The 15,625-nt window shown below is 66.5% G+C and carries 12 protein-coding genes; 9 read left to right on the top strand and 3 right to left on the bottom strand.

All coding sequences use genetic code 11. From position 1 onward, the window contains the following. Positions 1–32 precede the first annotated feature (32 nt). The 7 genes from IED13_RS14670 to IED13_RS14640 all read left to right on the top strand — a co-directional run bounded on the left by IED13_RS14670 (position 33) and on the right by IED13_RS14640 (position 8,686). Positions 33–1,178 (top strand): 2-aminoethylphosphonate--pyruvate transaminase, encoded by a 1,146-nt coding sequence (locus tag IED13_RS14670; RefSeq protein ID WP_191124604.1) that lies wholly within the window; start codon positions 33–35, stop codon positions 1,176–1,178. 10 nt (positions 1,179–1,188) lie between these two features. Continuing rightward, the gene (gene phnA, locus IED13_RS14665) at positions 1,189–2,442 is read left to right on the top strand and encodes a phosphonoacetate hydrolase (RefSeq protein WP_191124603.1); all 1,254 of its coding nucleotides are present in this window, start codon (positions 1,189–1,191) and stop codon (positions 2,440–2,442) included. Position 2,443: 1 nt separating this feature from the next. Beyond that, a complete protein-coding gene (gene phnY, locus IED13_RS14660; protein WP_112763698.1) occupies positions 2,444–3,895 on the top strand; it encodes a phosphonoacetaldehyde dehydrogenase in 1,452 nt (483 codons plus the stop codon). A 106-nt stretch (positions 3,896–4,001) separates the two neighbouring features. Then, entirely contained in the window at positions 4,002–5,021 is a 1,020-nt protein-coding gene (locus IED13_RS14655; RefSeq protein ID WP_142023205.1) for a putative 2-aminoethylphosphonate ABC transporter substrate-binding protein, read from the top strand. Positions 5,022–5,137: 116 nt separating this feature from the next. Beyond that, positions 5,138–6,232: a putative 2-aminoethylphosphonate ABC transporter ATP-binding protein gene (locus tag IED13_RS14650; protein WP_210323620.1), complete on the top strand. Its 1,095-nt coding sequence runs from the start codon at positions 5,138–5,140 to the stop codon at positions 6,230–6,232. Then, positions 6,229–7,944, top strand: a complete 1,716-nt coding sequence (locus IED13_RS14645) for a putative 2-aminoethylphosphonate ABC transporter permease subunit (protein WP_191124602.1) — start codon at positions 6,229–6,231, stop codon at positions 7,942–7,944. Before IED13_RS14650 ends, IED13_RS14645 begins: the two co-directional genes overlap by 4 nt. A gap of 10 nt (positions 7,945–7,954) precedes the next feature. Then, complete coding sequence (locus tag IED13_RS14640) at positions 7,955–8,686, top strand: metallophosphoesterase family protein (RefSeq protein WP_191124601.1); 732 nt, start codon at positions 7,955–7,957, stop codon at positions 8,684–8,686. A gap of 10 nt (positions 8,687–8,696) precedes the next feature. Here the strand turns inward: IED13_RS14640 and IED13_RS14635 are convergent, their stop codons facing one another. After that, complete coding sequence (locus IED13_RS14635) at positions 8,697–9,566, bottom strand: LysR substrate-binding domain-containing protein (RefSeq protein ID WP_191124600.1); 870 nt, start codon at positions 9,564–9,566, stop codon at positions 8,697–8,699. A 145-nt stretch (positions 9,567–9,711) separates the two neighbouring features. Between IED13_RS14635 and pbfA the strand changes: the two genes are divergently transcribed. Further along, complete coding sequence (gene pbfA, locus IED13_RS14630; RefSeq protein ID WP_191124599.1) at positions 9,712–11,073, top strand: (R)-1-hydroxy-2-aminoethylphosphonate ammonia-lyase; 1,362 nt, start codon at positions 9,712–9,714, stop codon at positions 11,071–11,073. Between the two features lie 10 nt (positions 11,074–11,083). After that, entirely contained in the window at positions 11,084–12,094 is a 1,011-nt protein-coding gene (locus tag IED13_RS14625; RefSeq protein WP_133560755.1) for a 2-hydroxyacid dehydrogenase, read from the top strand. A gap of 161 nt (positions 12,095–12,255) precedes the next feature. Here IED13_RS14625 and purU read toward each other — a convergent pair whose 3' ends face one another. Both purU and IED13_RS14615 read right to left on the bottom strand, forming a co-directional pair. Beyond that, on the bottom strand, positions 12,256–13,158 hold the full coding sequence (gene purU / locus IED13_RS14620) for a formyltetrahydrofolate deformylase (protein WP_191124598.1): 903 nt from the start codon (positions 13,156–13,158) through the stop codon (positions 12,256–12,258). Positions 13,159–13,169: 11 nt separating this feature from the next. Beyond that, a complete protein-coding gene (locus tag IED13_RS14615) occupies positions 13,170–15,590 on the bottom strand; it encodes a GcvT family protein (RefSeq protein ID WP_191124597.1) in 2,421 nt (806 codons plus the stop codon). Positions 15,591–15,625 lie beyond the last annotated feature (35 nt).

Raw genomic sequence — 15,625 nt, 5'->3', positions numbered from 1 at the left:
CCATCCGCTGGAAAACGAGAGCGAGACCTGCAATGGCCCAAGCCCGACGCCCCGCCACCTCCGAAACCGGCGATCCGCTGCTTCTGACGCCGGGACCTTTGACGACCAGCCGCGCCATCAAGGAGGCCATGGTGCATGACTGGGGCTCGCGCGACGCGACCTTCGTCGGCATCAACAAGGCGGTTCTGGAAGAGCTGCCGAAGATCATCCATGGCGGCGAGGATTTCGTCACCGTGCCGATGCAGGGCTCCGGCACCTTCGCCGTCGAGGCGATGCTCACCACCTTCGTGCCACGCGACGGCAAGATCCTGGTCCTGATCAACGGGGCCTACGGCCAGCGCGCCAGGCGCATCCTGGAGATCGCCGGCCGCGCCGTCGCCATCCACGAGACCGCCGAGGACACCCCGCCCGATCTCACCGAGATCGACCGGATGCTGGTCACGGATACCGCCATCACCCACATCTTCACCGTCCATTGCGAGACGACCAGCGGCATCCGCAACCCGGTCGAGGCGATCGCCGCGCTCGCCAAGCGCCATGGCCGCCGCCTGCTGATCGACTCGATGAGCGCGTTCGGCGCCCTGCCGCTCGACAGCCGCGAGGTCTATTTCGACGCGGTCGCCGCCTCCTCGAACAAGTGCATCCAGGGCGTCCCCGGCCTCGGCTTCGTCATCGCCCGCAAGAGCGCGCTCGCAGAGACCAAGGGCAACGCCACCACGCTGGTGCTCGATCTTCATGACCAGAATGCCGGCTTCGAGCGCACCGGCCAGTACCGCTTCACCCCGCCGATCCATGTCATCGTCGCCTTCCACGCAGCCTTGCAGGAATTCTGGGCCGAGGGCGGCGTCGCGGGCCGCGGCGAGCGCTACGCCGAAAACGCCCGCATCCTGATCGAGGGCATGGAAGGGCTCGGTTTCCGCACCTTGCTGCCGGCGGCTCGTCAGGCGCCGATCATCGTCACCTTCCACATGCCGCAGGACAAGAATTTCGTCTTCCAGCGCTTCTACGACGCGCTGAAGGATGCCGGCTACGTCATCTACCCCGGCAAGCTGACGGTCGCGGACAGTTTCCGCATCGGCTGCATCGGGGCGCTGGGCGCACAGGACATGCGCGCCTTCGTCGCCACGGTGTCGGATGTCCTTGATGAGATGGGCGTCGGCTTGAAGTCGGCCGCTTGAGGAGGTGATGATGAACATGCATTCGAAAGTCGGGTCGGATGTCGTCGCGAACGGTCGGGGTTATGCCCGGCCGCAGCGCCCGACGGTTGTGATCTGCATGGACGGCTCGGAGCCGGCCTATATCGAGGCTGCCAGCGCCAAGGGCCTGACGCCGAACCTCGACCGGATCATGCGGACCGGCGCCAGCACATACGCCTATTCGGTGATCCCGAGCTTCACCAACCCCAACAACCTCTCGATCATCACCGGCCGCCCGCCGGCCTGGCACGGCATCGCCGGCAACTTCTTCTACGACCGCGAGGCCAAGGAAGAGGTGATGATGAACGATGCCCGCTTCCTGCGGGCGCCGACCATCCTGGCGGAGTTCCAGAAGGCCGGCTTCAAGGTCGCGATGGTCACCGCCAAGGACAAGTTGCGCACCCTGCTCGGCAAGGGCCTGGATTTCGCCTCGGGCAGTGCGATCGCCTTCTCCTCGGAAAAGGCCGACAAGGCCAACAAGGCTGAGAACGGTATCGAGAACGTGCTCGATTTCGTCGGCATGCCGGTGCCGTCGGTCTACTCGGCCGATCTCTCGGAGTTCGTCTTCGCTGCCGGCGTCAAGCTGCTGGAGACCTTCAAGCCCGACCTGATGTATCTCTCGACCACCGACTATGTGCAGCACAAGGCCGGCCCCGGTTCGGAGATGGCGGACTCGTTCTACGCCATGTTCGACGGTTACGTCGGCAAGCTCGATGCGCTCGGCTGCACGCTGGTCATCACCGCCGATCACGGCATGAACGACAAGCATCTCGCCAGTGGCGAGCCGGATGTCGTCTATCTCCAGAGCTTGATGGACGAGTGGTATGGCAAGGGCACGATGCGCGTGATCCTGCCGATCACCGACCCCTATGTCGTGCATCACGGCGCGCTCGGCTCCTTCGCCACGGTCTATCTGCCTGATGGCGCCAGCCAGGAGGAGGTCGCCGCCCGCATCTCCGGCCTCGACGGTATCGCGCTGGCTGTGACCTCGGCGGAAGCCTGCGAGCGCTTCGAACTGCCGGCCGACCGGATCGGGGATGTCGTGGTCGTCTCGACCCGCCAGAAGGTCATCGGCACCTCGCCGGACCGGCACGATCTCTCCGGCCTGACCGAGCCCTTGCGCTCGCATGGCGGCATCACCGAGCAGCGCGTGCCGATGATCGCCAACCGGCCGATCACGGTGCCGATGGGCCGCACGCTCCGCAATTTCGACGTCTTCGACGTCGCCCTGAACCTGGTGAACTGAGATGAACGCGACGGTGAAGCCGCCGGTGCGGCGCGAGGCGATGCGCATCGCCGGCAAGCTGGTCACGACCGACGACATGGTCGAGGTCAGGAACCCCTATGACGACAGCGTCGTCGGCCTGATCCCGGCCGCCCGGCCCGAGCATGTCCGCGAGGCCTTCGCCAAGGCCAAGGCCTTCAAGCCGACGCTCTCGCGCTACGAGCGCCAGCAGATCCTGCAGAAGACGGCCGAGCTGCTGCGTGACCGCAAGGAGCTCTTCGCGAAGCTGATCACGGCGGAAGCCGGCCTGTGCTGGAAGGACTCGCTCTATGAAGCCAGCCGCGCCTACGACGTCTGGTCCTTCGCGGCGCAGCTCACCATCAAGGACGATGGCGAGATGTTCTCCTGCGACATCTCGCCGAACGGCAAGGCGCGCAAGATCTTCACGACGCGCCAGCCGCTGCTCGGCGTGATCTCGGCAATCACCCCGTTCAACCACCCGCTCAACATGGTCAGCCACAAGCTGGCTCCGGCGATCGCGACCAATAACCGTCTCGTCCTGAAGCCGACGGAACTGACCCCGCTGACCGCGCTGGCACTCGCCGACGTGCTCTACGAAGCGGGCCTGCCGCCGGAGATGCTCTCGGTCGTCACCGGCAACCCCTCGACCATGGGCGATGCGATGATCACCGATCCGGACGCGGATCTGGTGACCTTCACCGGCTCGGTGCGCGTCGGCAAGCACATCGCCAATACCGCGGGCTACAAGCGCATCGTGCTGGAGCTCGGCGGCAACGATCCGCTGATCGTCATGGAGGATGCCGATCTCGACAAGGCTGCCGAACTCGCCGTCACCGGCGCGACCAAGAACTCGGGCCAGCGCTGCACGGCGGTGAAGCGCATCCTGGTGGTCGAGAGCGTCGCCGACGCCTTCGCCAAGCTCGTCGTCGAGAAGGCCAGGAAGCTGAAATGCGGCGACCCGATGGACCCCGCCACCGATGTCGGCTGCGTCATCAACGCCCGCTCGGCCGCGCTCTTCCAGGCCCGCGTCGACGACGCCGTCAGCAAGGGGGCCGAGGTGCTCTACGGCAAGCGGGCGGAAGGGGCGCTGTTCCACCCGACCGTGGTCGACAAGATCCCCTATACCTGCGAGCTCGTCCATGAGGAAACCTTCGGCCCGGTGATCCCGATCATCCGCGTGCCCGACGACATCGCGCAGGTGATCGCGATCTCGAACTCGACCGCCTATGGTCTCTCCTCCGGCATCTGCACCAACCGCTACGATTATATCCAGCGCTTTGTCGCCGATCTCGAGGTCGGCACCGTCAATCTCTGGGAAGTCCCGGGCTACCGGATCGAGATGTCCCCCTTCGGCGGCATCAAGGATTCCGGCCTCGGCTACAAGGAGGGCGTCGTCGAGGCCATGAAGTCCTTCACCAACGTCAAGACCTGGTCCATGCCCTGGACCGCGTGAACAAGAAAAGCCAGCGCAGGCGGAGCGATCCGCCTGCGTTTTTGCATATCAGGGGAAGAAAACGTCCGAAGAGCGTTCAAACTGATCATAAAGAGGGGATGAGATCATGAAGAACTGGCTAGCTTCCTGCGTCATCGGTGCCTTTGCGCTCGCACTTCCGGGGATCGCTCACGCGCAGAAGACCAAGGTGACGATCTACACCGCGCTGGAGAACGACCAGCTCGCGCCTTTCAAGTCGTCGATCGAGAAGGCGGTGCCCGAGGCCGAGGTCGTCTGGGTCCGCGACTCCACCGGCGTCATCACCGCCCGCTTCCTCGCCGAGAAGGACAATCCCCGCGCCGACATGGTGATGGGCCTGGCGGCGTCGAGCCTCCTGATGTTCGAGAAGGCCGGCTTGCTCGAAACCTACAAGCCGGCCGGCGCCGATGCCCTGAAGCCGGTCTTCCGCGATCCCAACAGTCCCTATACCTGGACCGGCATGGACGCCTATCTCGGCGTCGTCTGCTATAATACGGCCGAGGCCAAGGGCGTTCCGGTCCCGACCTCCTGGAAGGACCTGCTCAATCCGGCCTTCAAGGGCAAGATCGTGATGCCGCATCCGGCTTCGTCGGGCACCGGCTACCTGATGGTCGCCGGCTGGCTGCAGAGCATGGGCGAGGCCGAGGGCTGGAAGTTCATGGATGGTCTGCACGAGAATATCGGCGCCTACCTGCATTCGGGCTCGGCGCCTTGCGTCCAGGCGGCGCGCGGCGAGCGCACGATCGGGCTGGCGCTCGACATGCGCGGCGCCTCCGAGAAGAGCAAGGGCGCGCCGATCGAAGTGGTGATCCCGAAGGAAGGCGTGGGCTGGGAGATGGAAGCCAGCGCCATCGTCAAGGGCTCGAAGAACCTCGCGCTCGCCAAGAAGATCGCCGACTGGTCGACCACGAAGGACGCCAACGAGCTCTACTCCAAGACCTATGCGATCGTCGCCGCGCCCGGCGTCGAGAACAAGCCGGCGAACTACCCCGCCAATGCCGAGGCGGGGATGATCAAGAACGATCTCGGCTGGATGGCCGATAACCGCGAACGGGTGCTTGCCGAGTGGTCGAAGCGCTACGAGTCGAAGGCTGCGCCGAAGAACTGAGCCTCTGCCATGCCGCCGGCCGCGTGGGCGGCCGGCGGCATGATCCGTGCAAGACGCAAGAGAAGTCCCGCCGCTCTTCGCGGGACGGATCTCTGTCCGTTCAGATGAAGGCCGGCATGATGTCCAGCAATACGACACCCTTCCTCTCCATCCGCCAGGTCGCCAAGAATTTCGGCGCGTTCAAGGCGTTGCGCGACATCAACCTCGATATTCATCGCGGCGAATTCGTCTGCTTCCTCGGCCCGTCCGGCTGCGGCAAGACCACCTTGCTGCGGGCGGTCGCCGGCCTCGATCTCCAGGACAGCGGCACGATCCATATGGGTGGGCGCGATGTCTCGCATGCCAGCCCTTCCGAGCGCGATTTCGGCATCGTCTTCCAGTCCTATGCGCTCTTTCCCAATCTCACCGTCGCCGACAACGTGGGCTACGGGCTGGTCAACCGCCGCCGCTCCCGCGACGAGATCAGCAAGCGCGTGAGCGAGCTTCTCGCCCTCGTCGGCCTGCCGGAACAGGACAAGAAGTATCCGGTCCAGCTCTCGGGCGGCCAGCAGCAGCGCGTGGCATTGGCGCGGGCTCTCGCCACCTCGCCGGAACTGCTGCTGCTCGACGAGCCGCTTTCGGCGCTGGATGCCAAGGTGCGGGTGCGCCTGCGCGACGAGATGCGCTCGCTGCAGCAGCGGCTCGGCGTGACCACGATCATGGTGACGCATGACCAGGAGGAGGCCTTGGCGATGGCCGACCGGATCGTCGTGATGCGGGATGGCGCGGTCGAGCAGGTCGGCTCGCCCGAGGAGATCTACCGGCGCCCCGCGACGCCCTTCGTCGCCGATTTCGTCGGGCACATGACCTTCATGGACGCGATCGTCACCGGACCGGGCAAGGTCCGCGTCGACGAGCTCGATCTCATCGTCGCCAACGCAGCGCCCTTCGCGGTGGGCACGCCGGTGCGTCTGGCGATGCGGCCCGAGGAGGTCCGCACGCGCAGCATCGGCGAGGACACGCCCAACCGCTTCGAGGCGACGATCGGGGACCTCGCCTTCCTCGGCTCCTATTGCCGCGCGCATCTCCAGCCGACGAGCTCGCGCGCGACCAGCATCGCCGCCGATTTCTCGACCAATGCGATGCGCGATCTCGGCATTGTCCCGGGGCAGGTCCGCGCCGTCGCCTTTCCGCCCGAGGCGCTGCACGTCTTTGCCGGGGACGGACGATGAGCGATCTGGCACAGCCCCTGCCGATGACCGATACGCCCGTGAAAGTCGCGCCGCTGCGGATCAGCGAGCGCCATGTCGCCGGCGCGCTCATCCTGGCGCTCTGCGCGGTGCTGGTCCTGATCATCGCGCTGCCGCTCTGGGCGCTGCTGTCCAAGAGCCTGGAGGACACGCAAGGCAAGTTCGTCGGCCTCGCCAATTTCGTCAGCTACGCGACGACGCCCTCGCTGTTCTATTCGCTGCTCAACAGCCTGCTCGTCGCCGGCGTGACCACCGTGATCGTGGTGCCGCTCGCCTTCCTCTACGCCTATGCTTTGCGCCGGAGCTGCATCCCGGCCAAGGGCGCGTTCTATGCCGCCGCGATGGTTCCGGTCTTCGCGCCTTCGCTGCTGTCCGGCCTCGCGCTGATCTATCTTTTCGGCAATCAGGGCATCCTGAAATCCCTGATGATGGGCGCTTCGCTCTATGGCCCCATCGGCATCATCGCGGCCGAAGTGCTCTACTGCTTTCCGCACGCGATGCTGATCCTCGTCACGGCGCTGGCGCTCTCGGACGGGCGCCTGCGCGAGGCCGCGGATGCGATGGGCACCTCGCGCTGGCGCATTTTCCACACGATCACCCTGCCGGGCGCGCGCTATGGCGTGATCAGCGCGACCTTCGTCGTCTTCACGCTGGTCATTACCGATTTCGGCATACCCAAGGTCATCGGCGGGCAGTTCAGCGTGCTGGCGACCGATGCCTACCGGCAGGTCGTCGGCCAGCAGAATTTCCCGATGGGCGCCGTCGTCGGCATCATCCTGCTGGTGCCGGCCGTGCTCGCCTTCTTCGTCGACCGTGTCGTGCAGCGGCGCCAGAGCGCGATGCTGTCCGCCCGTGCCGTGCCTTACATCCCGCGCCCGGACCGGCGCCGGGATCTCGCGCTGCTCGGCTTCGTCGGCCTGATCGCGCTCGCCATCGTCGGCCCCTATGCGGTCGCCTTCTGGGGCTCCTTCGTCAAATACTGGCCCTATAACCTGTCGCTGACGCTGAGCAATTACGACTTCGCCCAGGTCGAGCCCGACGGCTGGGGCACCTATGCCAACTCGTTGATGCTGGCCTCGCTGACGGCGGTGATCGGCACGGCACTGATCTTCACCGGCGCCTATCTGATCGAGAAGGTGAAGCTCTTCCCGCGCCTGCGCGCCTTCGCCCAGTTCCTGGCGATGCTGCCGATGGCGGTGCCCGGCCTCGTGCTCGGCCTCGGCTATGTCTTCTTCTACAATGCCGGCTGGAACCCGCTCGGCTTCCTCTATGGGACGCTGACGATCCTGGTGATCAACACCGTCGCGCATTTCTACACGGTCGGACACATCACGGCGCTGACCAGCCTGAAGCAGCTCGACGGCGAGTTCGAGTCGGTCTCGGCTTCGCTCAAGGTGCCGTTCTGGTCGACCTTCCGGCGCGTCACCGCGCCGATCTGCCTGCCGGCGATCCTCGACATCGCCGTCTATGTCTTCGTCAACGCGCTGACCACGGTCTCCGCCGTGATCTTCCTCTATGGAGCAGACACCAAGCTCGCCTCGATCGCGATCGTGCATATGGACGAGGCCGGCGCCATGGCTTCCGCAGCGGGCATGGCGAGCATCATCATGGTCACCGCCATCGCGGTGAAGCTCGCTCATGTCGGCCTCGACCAACTGGTCTTCGGCCGCCTGCAGCAATGGCGCCAGCGCTAGGATGCCGAGCATGCGCCTGGGCGTGATCGCCGATGTCCATGGAAACCTGCTCGCGCTCGAAGCCGTGCTCGCGAGGCTCGATGAGATGTCCGTCGATCGCCTCATCAATCTCGGCGATTGCGCTTCCGGGCCGCTCTGGCCGGCCGAGTCCGTCGCGCTGCTGCGTTCGCGCGACATGAGCCACGTCCGGGGCAATCACGACCGGGCTCTCGGCGCGGCCTCGCCCGAGGGACTGGGGGCATCCGATGGCTATGCCTGGCGCGTGCTCGATCCGCAGGCGCGTGGCTGGCTGGCGGGTATGCCGGTCGAGGCCATGGTCGAAGGGGCGCTCTGCTTCCATGCAACCCCCGACCATGACGAAACCTACCTGATGGAAGAGGTGTATGATGGCCGTCTCGTGCCCTCGTCGATCGCGGCGATCGAACAGCGCCTCAAGGGACGGACGGCGCCGCTGATGCTCTGCGGGCACAGCCATCTGCCCCGCGCTGCGCGGCTGAGTTCCGGCGCGATCGTGCTCAATCCCGGCAGCGTCGGGAATCCGGCCTATCGCGACACGAACCCGACCCATGTTTCCGAAAGCGGCATGCCTCATGCCCGCTTTGCCGTCGTGACGCTCGGCGAGGAGATCGCGATCGAACATCACCTCGCGATCTACGATTGGGAGCGATCGGCCAAACGGGCAGAGGCGAATGGACGCGCCGACTGGGCGCACGCCTTGCGAACCGGGACAGCGCTTCCGTAGCACGGCGCGCTCAACCGCGCAGGGATCGTGCCAGCGCGAAGAAGGCCTGGATCGCCTTGCTGTTGCGGCGCTCGTGCAGGCAGATCAGCTTCTCGTGCATCTTGAGCGGCGGCCCGTCGAGCGGAATGCGGACGAGCCGCGGATCGTCCTCGCCGAACTCGGCCGCCGAGACGAAGCCGATCCCGCCGCCCGCCGCCACGATGGCGCGCACCGCCTCGCGGCCCTCGGCCTCGACCGCATGAACGAGCGTAACGCCCTGCTCCGCCGCACGCCGTTCCAGCAATTGCCGCGTGCGCGATCCGCGCTCGCGCATGACGAGCGGCCAGCTTGCCAGCTCTTGCAAGGAGAGCGTTGCACGGGCCGCCGCCGGATGCCCCTTCGCGGCAAAGGCGATGATCGGTGAGACGTTCAGCGGCAGCACCGCGAAGGGCCGTTCGTCGCCGAGCTCACCCAGAACGCCGATCTCGGCATCGTAGCCGATCAGCGTTTCGACGATGCTGCCGGTGTTGCCTTGCGCGATCGAGACCTGGATGCCGGGATGGCGCTCGCGGAAGGCGGTGAGCACATCGAGCACATGATGCACGGAATCCGCGACGATCCTGAGCGCGCCGGTCCGCAGCGAACGCTCCTCCTGCAACAGCTCCAGCGCCTCGCCCTCGGCACCGAACAGGCGATGCGTGACAGCCAGCAATCTTTGCCCTGCCGCTGTCAGCACGATCTGGCGATGACGGCGGCTGAACAGGGCGACGTCGTATTCCTCTTCCAGCTTGCGGACCTGATCCGAAATCGCGGGCTGGGTGAGGTTGAGCGCGAGCGCCGCTTTCGAGAAGCCGCCGGACAACGCGACCTGATGGAAGGCACGGAGCTGAACGTAGCGCATGGCGGGCGGAGCCTCGAAAAGCCGACGCGGAATGATATCGCTGAAATTTATACTTGGATATGAAATAGCGATTTTTCAGATTGATGGAACGAAGGCATTCTGAGCCTCGACAGCGCCCCCGCCGGCGCGAACCGAGGCCTTTACCATGCGCGCCGAAGCCGCCGTCATCGTCCATACCGAGGGCGAATCCAACACCTCCGCGGCGCGCGGCGACTGGTCCGCCGGGATCGGCGATGCCGGTACCCGCGAATTGCTCGCGCGCGATTCCGCAGCCTTCCTGCACCAGAGCCTGTCGAGCCCCTGCCTCACAGCCATCGCCAAGGCGGAAGGCATCTGGATCGAGGACACGATGGGCCGCCGCTACATGGATTTCCATGGCAATAGCGTGCACCATATCGGCTATGGCCATCCGCGCCTGAAGGAGGCGATCAAGGCACAGATCGACGAGCTCTGCTTTGCGCCGCGGCGCTTTACCTGCGAGCCGGCGGTCGAGCTTGCCGAGACTCTCGGGCGGCTGGCGCCGGGCGATCTCGGCAAGGTGCTCTTCACCACCGGCGGCTCCGACGCCATCGAGGTCGCGCTCAGGCTCGCTCGCGCCGCGACCGGCCGGTTCAAGACCCTGTCCTTCTGGGACGCCTTCCATGGCGCCGGCTTCGGCGCCTCCAGCGTCGGTGGCGAGGCGACCTTCCGCTCCGGTATCGCCGGCCCGCTCTTGCCGGGCGCCGAGCATGTCGCGCCCTGGGGCACCCGCAACTGCGCCTATGGCCACGACAATCTGGAAGATTCCGCGCGCGCCTGCGCCCGCATGATTTCCTATGTGCTGGCGCGGGAAGGCGATGTCGCGGCGGTCGTCGCCGAGCCGATGCGGGCGACGCCTTATCCGCCGGCGCCGGGCTTCTGGAAGAGCGTGCGCGAGGCCTGCGACCGGCACGGCACATTGCTGATCTTCGACGAGATCCCGACCGGTCTCGGCAAGACCGGGCGCTTCTTCGCCCATGAGCATGACGATGTGCAGCCCGACATGATCGTGCTCGGCAAGGCGCTGGGCGGCGGCATGCTGCCGATCGCAGCGGTGGTGGCGCGGCGCGATCTCGACGTCGCCGGCGGCTATGCGATCGGCCACTACACCCATGAGAAGAACCCGGTCACGACCCGCGCGGCGCTGACCACGATCAACATCATCCGCGAGGAGGGGCTGACCGAGCGCGCCGCCGAGCTCGGCGGCTATGCGATGCAGCGGCTACAGCACTTCGGCGCGAGCTGCGCGGCTGTGGGCGACGTGCGCGGCCGCGGCCTGCTCTTCGGGATCGAGCTCGTCTCGGACCGCGACGCCTGGACGCCGGACAATGCGCTGGCCGAGCGGGTCTATTACCGCTGCCTCGAAGCGGGCCTGAGCTTCAAGATCAGCCAGGGGAATGTGCTGACCCTGTCGCCGCCGATGGTGATCGCGCGGGCCGATCTCGAACGCGCGCTCGGCATCGTCGAGCAGGCGATCCTGGCCGGCTGAGGAGGCGGTGATGAAGGTTGTCCGCACCGACCGGGAACTGGAATGCCCGGAGATCGACGCAGGGCTTCGTGCCCGCGGCGTCGATCTCGTCACCTTGCCGGACGGGATCTCCGAGGAGGCGCTGATGTGGGAGGTCGCGGACGCCGACCTGCTATTGATGTGCTACACGCCGGTCACCGCGCGGGTGATCGCGGCGGCGCCCAAGCTCAAGGGCATCGTCAAATACGGCGTCGGCATCGACGCGATCGACATCCCCGCCGCGATCGCGCGCGGCATCCCCGTGGTCAACGTGCCCGAATATGCCGAGGAGACGGTCGCCGAGGGCGCCTTCTCCCTGATGATCGCGCTGGCGAAGCGCCTGCCGGAGATCGGCCGCGCCGTCCAAAGCGAGGGTTGGGTCTGGCCGGCCGAGCGATGGCTCGGCCGTGACATCGCCGGCGCGACGCTGGGCTTGGTCGGCACCGGCAAGATCGGGCGCAGCATGGCGCGGATGGCGGGGCAGGGCTTCCGTGCGCGCGTCCTCGGCTACGATCCGCATGTCGATGCGCAGACCATGGCTGCCGCCGGAATCGAGAAGGTCGACGACCTCCACGCGATGCTCAGGCAATGCGATCTGGTCTCGCTGCATAGCGTCCTGAACGACGCCACCCGCCACATTATCGGCCGAGACGAGCTTGCTTGCCTCAAGCCCGATGCGATCCTCGTCAACGTCTCGCGCGGCGCGCTGATCGACGAGGCGGCGCTGGTCGAGGCGGTGCTGGCGGGCAAGCTCGGCGGCGTCGGGCTCGACGTCTACAGCCAGGAGCCGCTCGCCCGTTCCGGCCATCCGCTCCGCCCGCTCTTCGGCCGCGACGACGTCATCCTGTTCCCGCACCTGACCTTCTTCACGGTCGAGGCGATGCGGCGGCTATCGGACGACACGCTGGCGCGCTGCTTCGAGGTCCTCGACGGCAGGCCAGTCCAGATCCGCTCGCGTGACCCGCGCCTGCGGGCGCAGACGCGGAACGTCGCCTTCGCGTGAGCGGTTCCAGAGCAGGCCGAGCAATCTCAAAGCCGCGCCGTCATCCCGGGCTTGCCCCGGGATCCATCGAAGAGCGCAGAGCCTTGCGATGGATCCCGGATCGGCGCTGCTGCGCAGCTTGTCCGGGATGACGGTGTGGTTCCGAGGAGAAGGCGTCGGTCTTAGCGGAAGATCACCGTGCGGCGGCCGGCCAGCATCACCCGGCGCTCGATATGGAGCCTGAGCGCCCGCGCCAGCACGACCGCCTCGATATCGCGCCCGGCACTGACCAGATCGTCCGGCGTCAGCGAGTGGTCGGCGCGGCCAACGTCCTGGTCGATGATCGGGCCTTCGTCGAGATCGGAGGTCACATAATGCGCGGTGGCTCCGATCAGCTTCACGCCGCGATCATAGGCCTGATGGTAGGGCTTCGCGCCCTTGAAGCTCGGCAGGAACGAGTGGTGGATGTTGATCGCCCGCCCGTCGAGCGCGCGGCAGAGGTCGTTCGAGAGCACCTGCATGTAGCGGGCGAGCACGACTAGCGAGGAGTTCGTCTCCGCGACGATCTCGAGCAGGCGCGCCTCCTGCTCCGCCTTGGTCGCGGGCGTGACCGGCAGGTAGTGGAAGGGGATGCCGTAGCTCTTGGCCAGCGCTTCGAAATCGCGGTGATTGGAGACGATCGCCGGGATTTCGATGTTGAGATTGCCGGTCGCCTGCCGGAATAGCAGGTCGTTCAGGCAATGGCCGAAACGCGAGACCATCAGCAGGATTCGCGCCGGGGCGGCGGCATCGATCGCGTCCCAATCCATCCGGAAGGTGCCGGCGATGCCGTCGAACTCGCGCTTGAATGTGCCTTCGTCGAAGCGATCACCCGCCGCAAAGGCGACACGCATGAAGAAGCGGGCGTCGCGCGGATCACTGAACTGCGCGCTCTCCAGGATGTTGCAACCGTGCCGGTAAAGGACTCCACTGACCGCATGCACGATGCCGGGCCGGTCCTCGCAGGAAAGGGTCAGGATGCGGGCGGGCTTCTGCACGGCGATGTCGCGGGGAATGCTGAGCGAGAGCGGCGCAAGGTCGGTCATGGCCGCGCGCCTCACGCCGGCTTGCGATCGAGAGGCGCCGCGAGGCTGGCCGTGACGGCGACGGCCGTCCCTGCCAGATCGATCGTCCATTTGCGGGCATCGAGCCAGGCTTGATCGATCGCTTCGTGGCTTTCGGCCCAGCCGAGCGCGACGATTCCATCGACAGTCGCACCGAAGGCCGCCGAGGTGATCTCGCCGACGGGCTTGCCGTCGGCCAGGATCGCCTCGCCGCCCCAAGCCATCTGGCCGGTCGGACGTGGGCCGATGAGCGCGACGAGCCTTTTGGTGCGTGGCGCGGCCTTGGCGGCGACAAGGGCTTCGCGCCCCATGAATTCGCCCTTGTTCAGATTCACGGCGAAGCCGAGACCGGCCTCGTAGGGATTGATATCGGGCGTCAGCTCGCGTCCCCAGGCGCGAAAACCTTTCTCGATGCGCAGTGAATCGACGGCGTAGTAGCCGACATCCATGAGGCCGAGATCGGCCCCGGCCTTGTGGAGCGCGTCATAGATCGCTGGCGTGAACTCGACGGGAACGTACAGCTCGAAGCCCTCACCGAGATAGGAACGGCGGCACGCCCAGTTCGTGGCATAACCGATCGTGATCTTGCGGATGGCATTGGCCGGGAAATCGGCAAGGTCGAAGGAGGTCGGCGAGAGGCGGGCCAGGATCTCGGTGACCTTCGGCCCGGCAAGCGAGAGCACGGCATAGGCCGAGGTTACGTCCGTCAGCGTCGCGCCCTCCGGGAGCTGGCGCCTGATCCAATGCGCGTCGCGCGTCGCCTGGGCGGTACCGGTCAGCAGAAGATAGGTGTCCGGCGCAATCCGGGCCGCCGTCAGGTCGCTCTCGAAAGTGCCGCGCGCGTTCAGGAGAGCGGTGTAGACCGAGGTGCCCACGGGCACGGCAACGTCGTTGGCGGCCAGACGCTGCAGCGCAGCCTCGGCCTTTGGCCCCTGCAGCAGGAACTTGGCGAAGCTCGACATGTCGACGAGCCCGGCGGCCTCGCGGCAGGCCCGGTGCTCGGCCGCGACCGTCTCGAACCAGTTCTGCGGCCCGAAGGAATAGCCGATCGTGCGCTCATCCTCGCTGCGGGCAAAGTAGTTGGCGCGCTCCCAGCCCATCTTCGAGCCGAAGACGGCGCCCTTGGCCGCCAGGCGATCGTAAAGCGGCGAGCGGCGGAAGGGCCTTGCGGTATCGAGCTCGCGGTTCGGCCAGGGCATGGTGTAGTGAAGGCCGAGCGTCTCCTTGATACGGTCCTTCAGCCAGGCCGGGTTGTTGTTGAAATCCGCGAAGCGGCGAATGTCGACCGGCCAGAGATCGCTGGTCGCCTCGCCCTCGACGATCCATTCCGCGAGCGCCCGGCCGGCGCCTCCGGCGGAAGCGATGCCCATCGAGTTGAAGCCGGCCCCGACATAGACGCCGGCCACTTCCGGCGCCTCGCCGAGCAGAAAGTTGTTGTCGGGCGTGAAGCTCTCGGGACCGTTGAGGAAGGTCTTGATCTCGGCTGTCTCCAGCGCCGGCACGCGCTCCAGCGCGTTCTCCATCAGGATGCCGAACTGGTCCCAATCGTCGGGCAGGAGCTGGAATTCGAACGGGTGGGGGATGCCGTCCATGCCCCAGGGCTTCGCGTCCGGCTCGAACCCGCCCATCACGAGCCCGCCGACCTCCTCCTTGAAGTAGATATAGCCGTCGGGATCGCGCATCACCGGCAGGTCCGGCGAGACGCCCGCGATCTTGCCGGTGACGATGTACATGTGCTCGGCCGAATGCAGCGGCACCGAGACGCCGCACATCTGGCCGATGGCACGCGACCATTGCCCGGCGCAGATGACGAGAACCTCGCACTCGACCCGGCCCTGGTTGGTCTGCACCGCCTTGACCCGGCCCTTCTCGGTCTCGATGCCAGTAACGCGGATGCCCTCGCGCACGGTCGCGCCGCCGCTGCGGGCGCCGCGTGCCAGCGCCTGCGTGATGTCGGAGGGGTTCGCCTTGCCGTCGCCGGGAAGCCAAACCCCGCCAAGCAGATCGTCGGTGCGCATCACCGGCCATTTGTCACCGGCCTCCTGCGGGCTGAGCTCCTCGATCTCGACGCCCTGTGCCCGCGCCGCCGAGATCGTCCGGCGCAACTGCGTCATGCGCTCCGGCGTCCGGGCGACGGAAACCGAACCGCAGCGTTTCCACCCGGTTGCCAGCCCGGTTTCGTTCTCCAGCGAGGCGTAGAGCTCCGTCGAATAGCGGATCAGGCGCGTCATGCTGGACTGGCTGCGGAGCTGCCCGACGAGGCCCGCCGCATGCCAGGTCGTGCCCGAGGAGAGGCGCCCCTGCTCAAGCAGCAGCACGTCGCGCCAGCCGAGCTTCGTCAGGTGGTAGGCGACCGAGCAGCCGATGATACCGCCGCCGACAATGACGACGCGAGATTGGGAAGGAATGGACATGAGCGCCTCCGCGATGAAGGCAGCCTATAGTGTCA

Origin of the sequence: Allobosea spartocytisi, assembly GCF_014764685.1 — a bacterium.
Classification (GTDB): Bacteria; Pseudomonadota; Alphaproteobacteria; order Rhizobiales; family Beijerinckiaceae; genus Allobosea; species Allobosea spartocytisi.
Note: the sequence above shows the minus strand (reverse complement) of the source record. Positions and strands in the feature narration are given on the sequence as shown.

What these genes read in the sequence shown, in the direction of transcription:
- IED13_RS14640 (WP_191124601.1), top strand. Translation starts at nt 7,955, where the DNA reads ATGCGCCTGGGCGTGATCGCCGATGTCCATGGAAACCTGCTCGCGCTC.
- phnY (WP_112763698.1), top strand. Translation starts at nt 2,444, where the DNA reads ATGAACGCGACGGTGAAGCCGCCGGTGCGGCGCGAGGCGATGCGCATC.
- IED13_RS14635 (WP_191124600.1), bottom strand. Translation starts at nt 9,566, where the DNA reads ATGCGCTACGTTCAGCTCCGTGCCTTCCATCAGGTCGCGTTGTCCGGC.
- IED13_RS14625 (WP_133560755.1), top strand. Translation starts at nt 11,084, where the DNA reads ATGAAGGTTGTCCGCACCGACCGGGAACTGGAATGCCCGGAGATCGAC.
- IED13_RS14650 (WP_210323620.1), top strand. Translation starts at nt 5,138, where the DNA reads ATGATGTCCAGCAATACGACACCCTTCCTCTCCATCCGCCAGGTCGCC.
- IED13_RS14615 (WP_191124597.1), bottom strand. Translation starts at nt 15,590, where the DNA reads ATGTCCATTCCTTCCCAATCTCGCGTCGTCATTGTCGGCGGCGGTATC.
- phnA (WP_191124603.1), top strand. Translation starts at nt 1,189, where the DNA reads ATGAACATGCATTCGAAAGTCGGGTCGGATGTCGTCGCGAACGGTCGG.
- IED13_RS14655 (WP_142023205.1), top strand. Translation starts at nt 4,002, where the DNA reads ATGAAGAACTGGCTAGCTTCCTGCGTCATCGGTGCCTTTGCGCTCGCA.
- IED13_RS14670 (WP_191124604.1), top strand. Translation starts at nt 33, where the DNA reads ATGGCCCAAGCCCGACGCCCCGCCACCTCCGAAACCGGCGATCCGCTG.
- purU (WP_191124598.1), bottom strand. Translation starts at nt 13,158, where the DNA reads ATGACCGACCTTGCGCCGCTCTCGCTCAGCATTCCCCGCGACATCGCC.
- pbfA (WP_191124599.1), top strand. Translation starts at nt 9,712, where the DNA reads ATGCGCGCCGAAGCCGCCGTCATCGTCCATACCGAGGGCGAATCCAAC.
- IED13_RS14645 (WP_191124602.1), top strand. Translation starts at nt 6,229, where the DNA reads ATGAGCGATCTGGCACAGCCCCTGCCGATGACCGATACGCCCGTGAAA.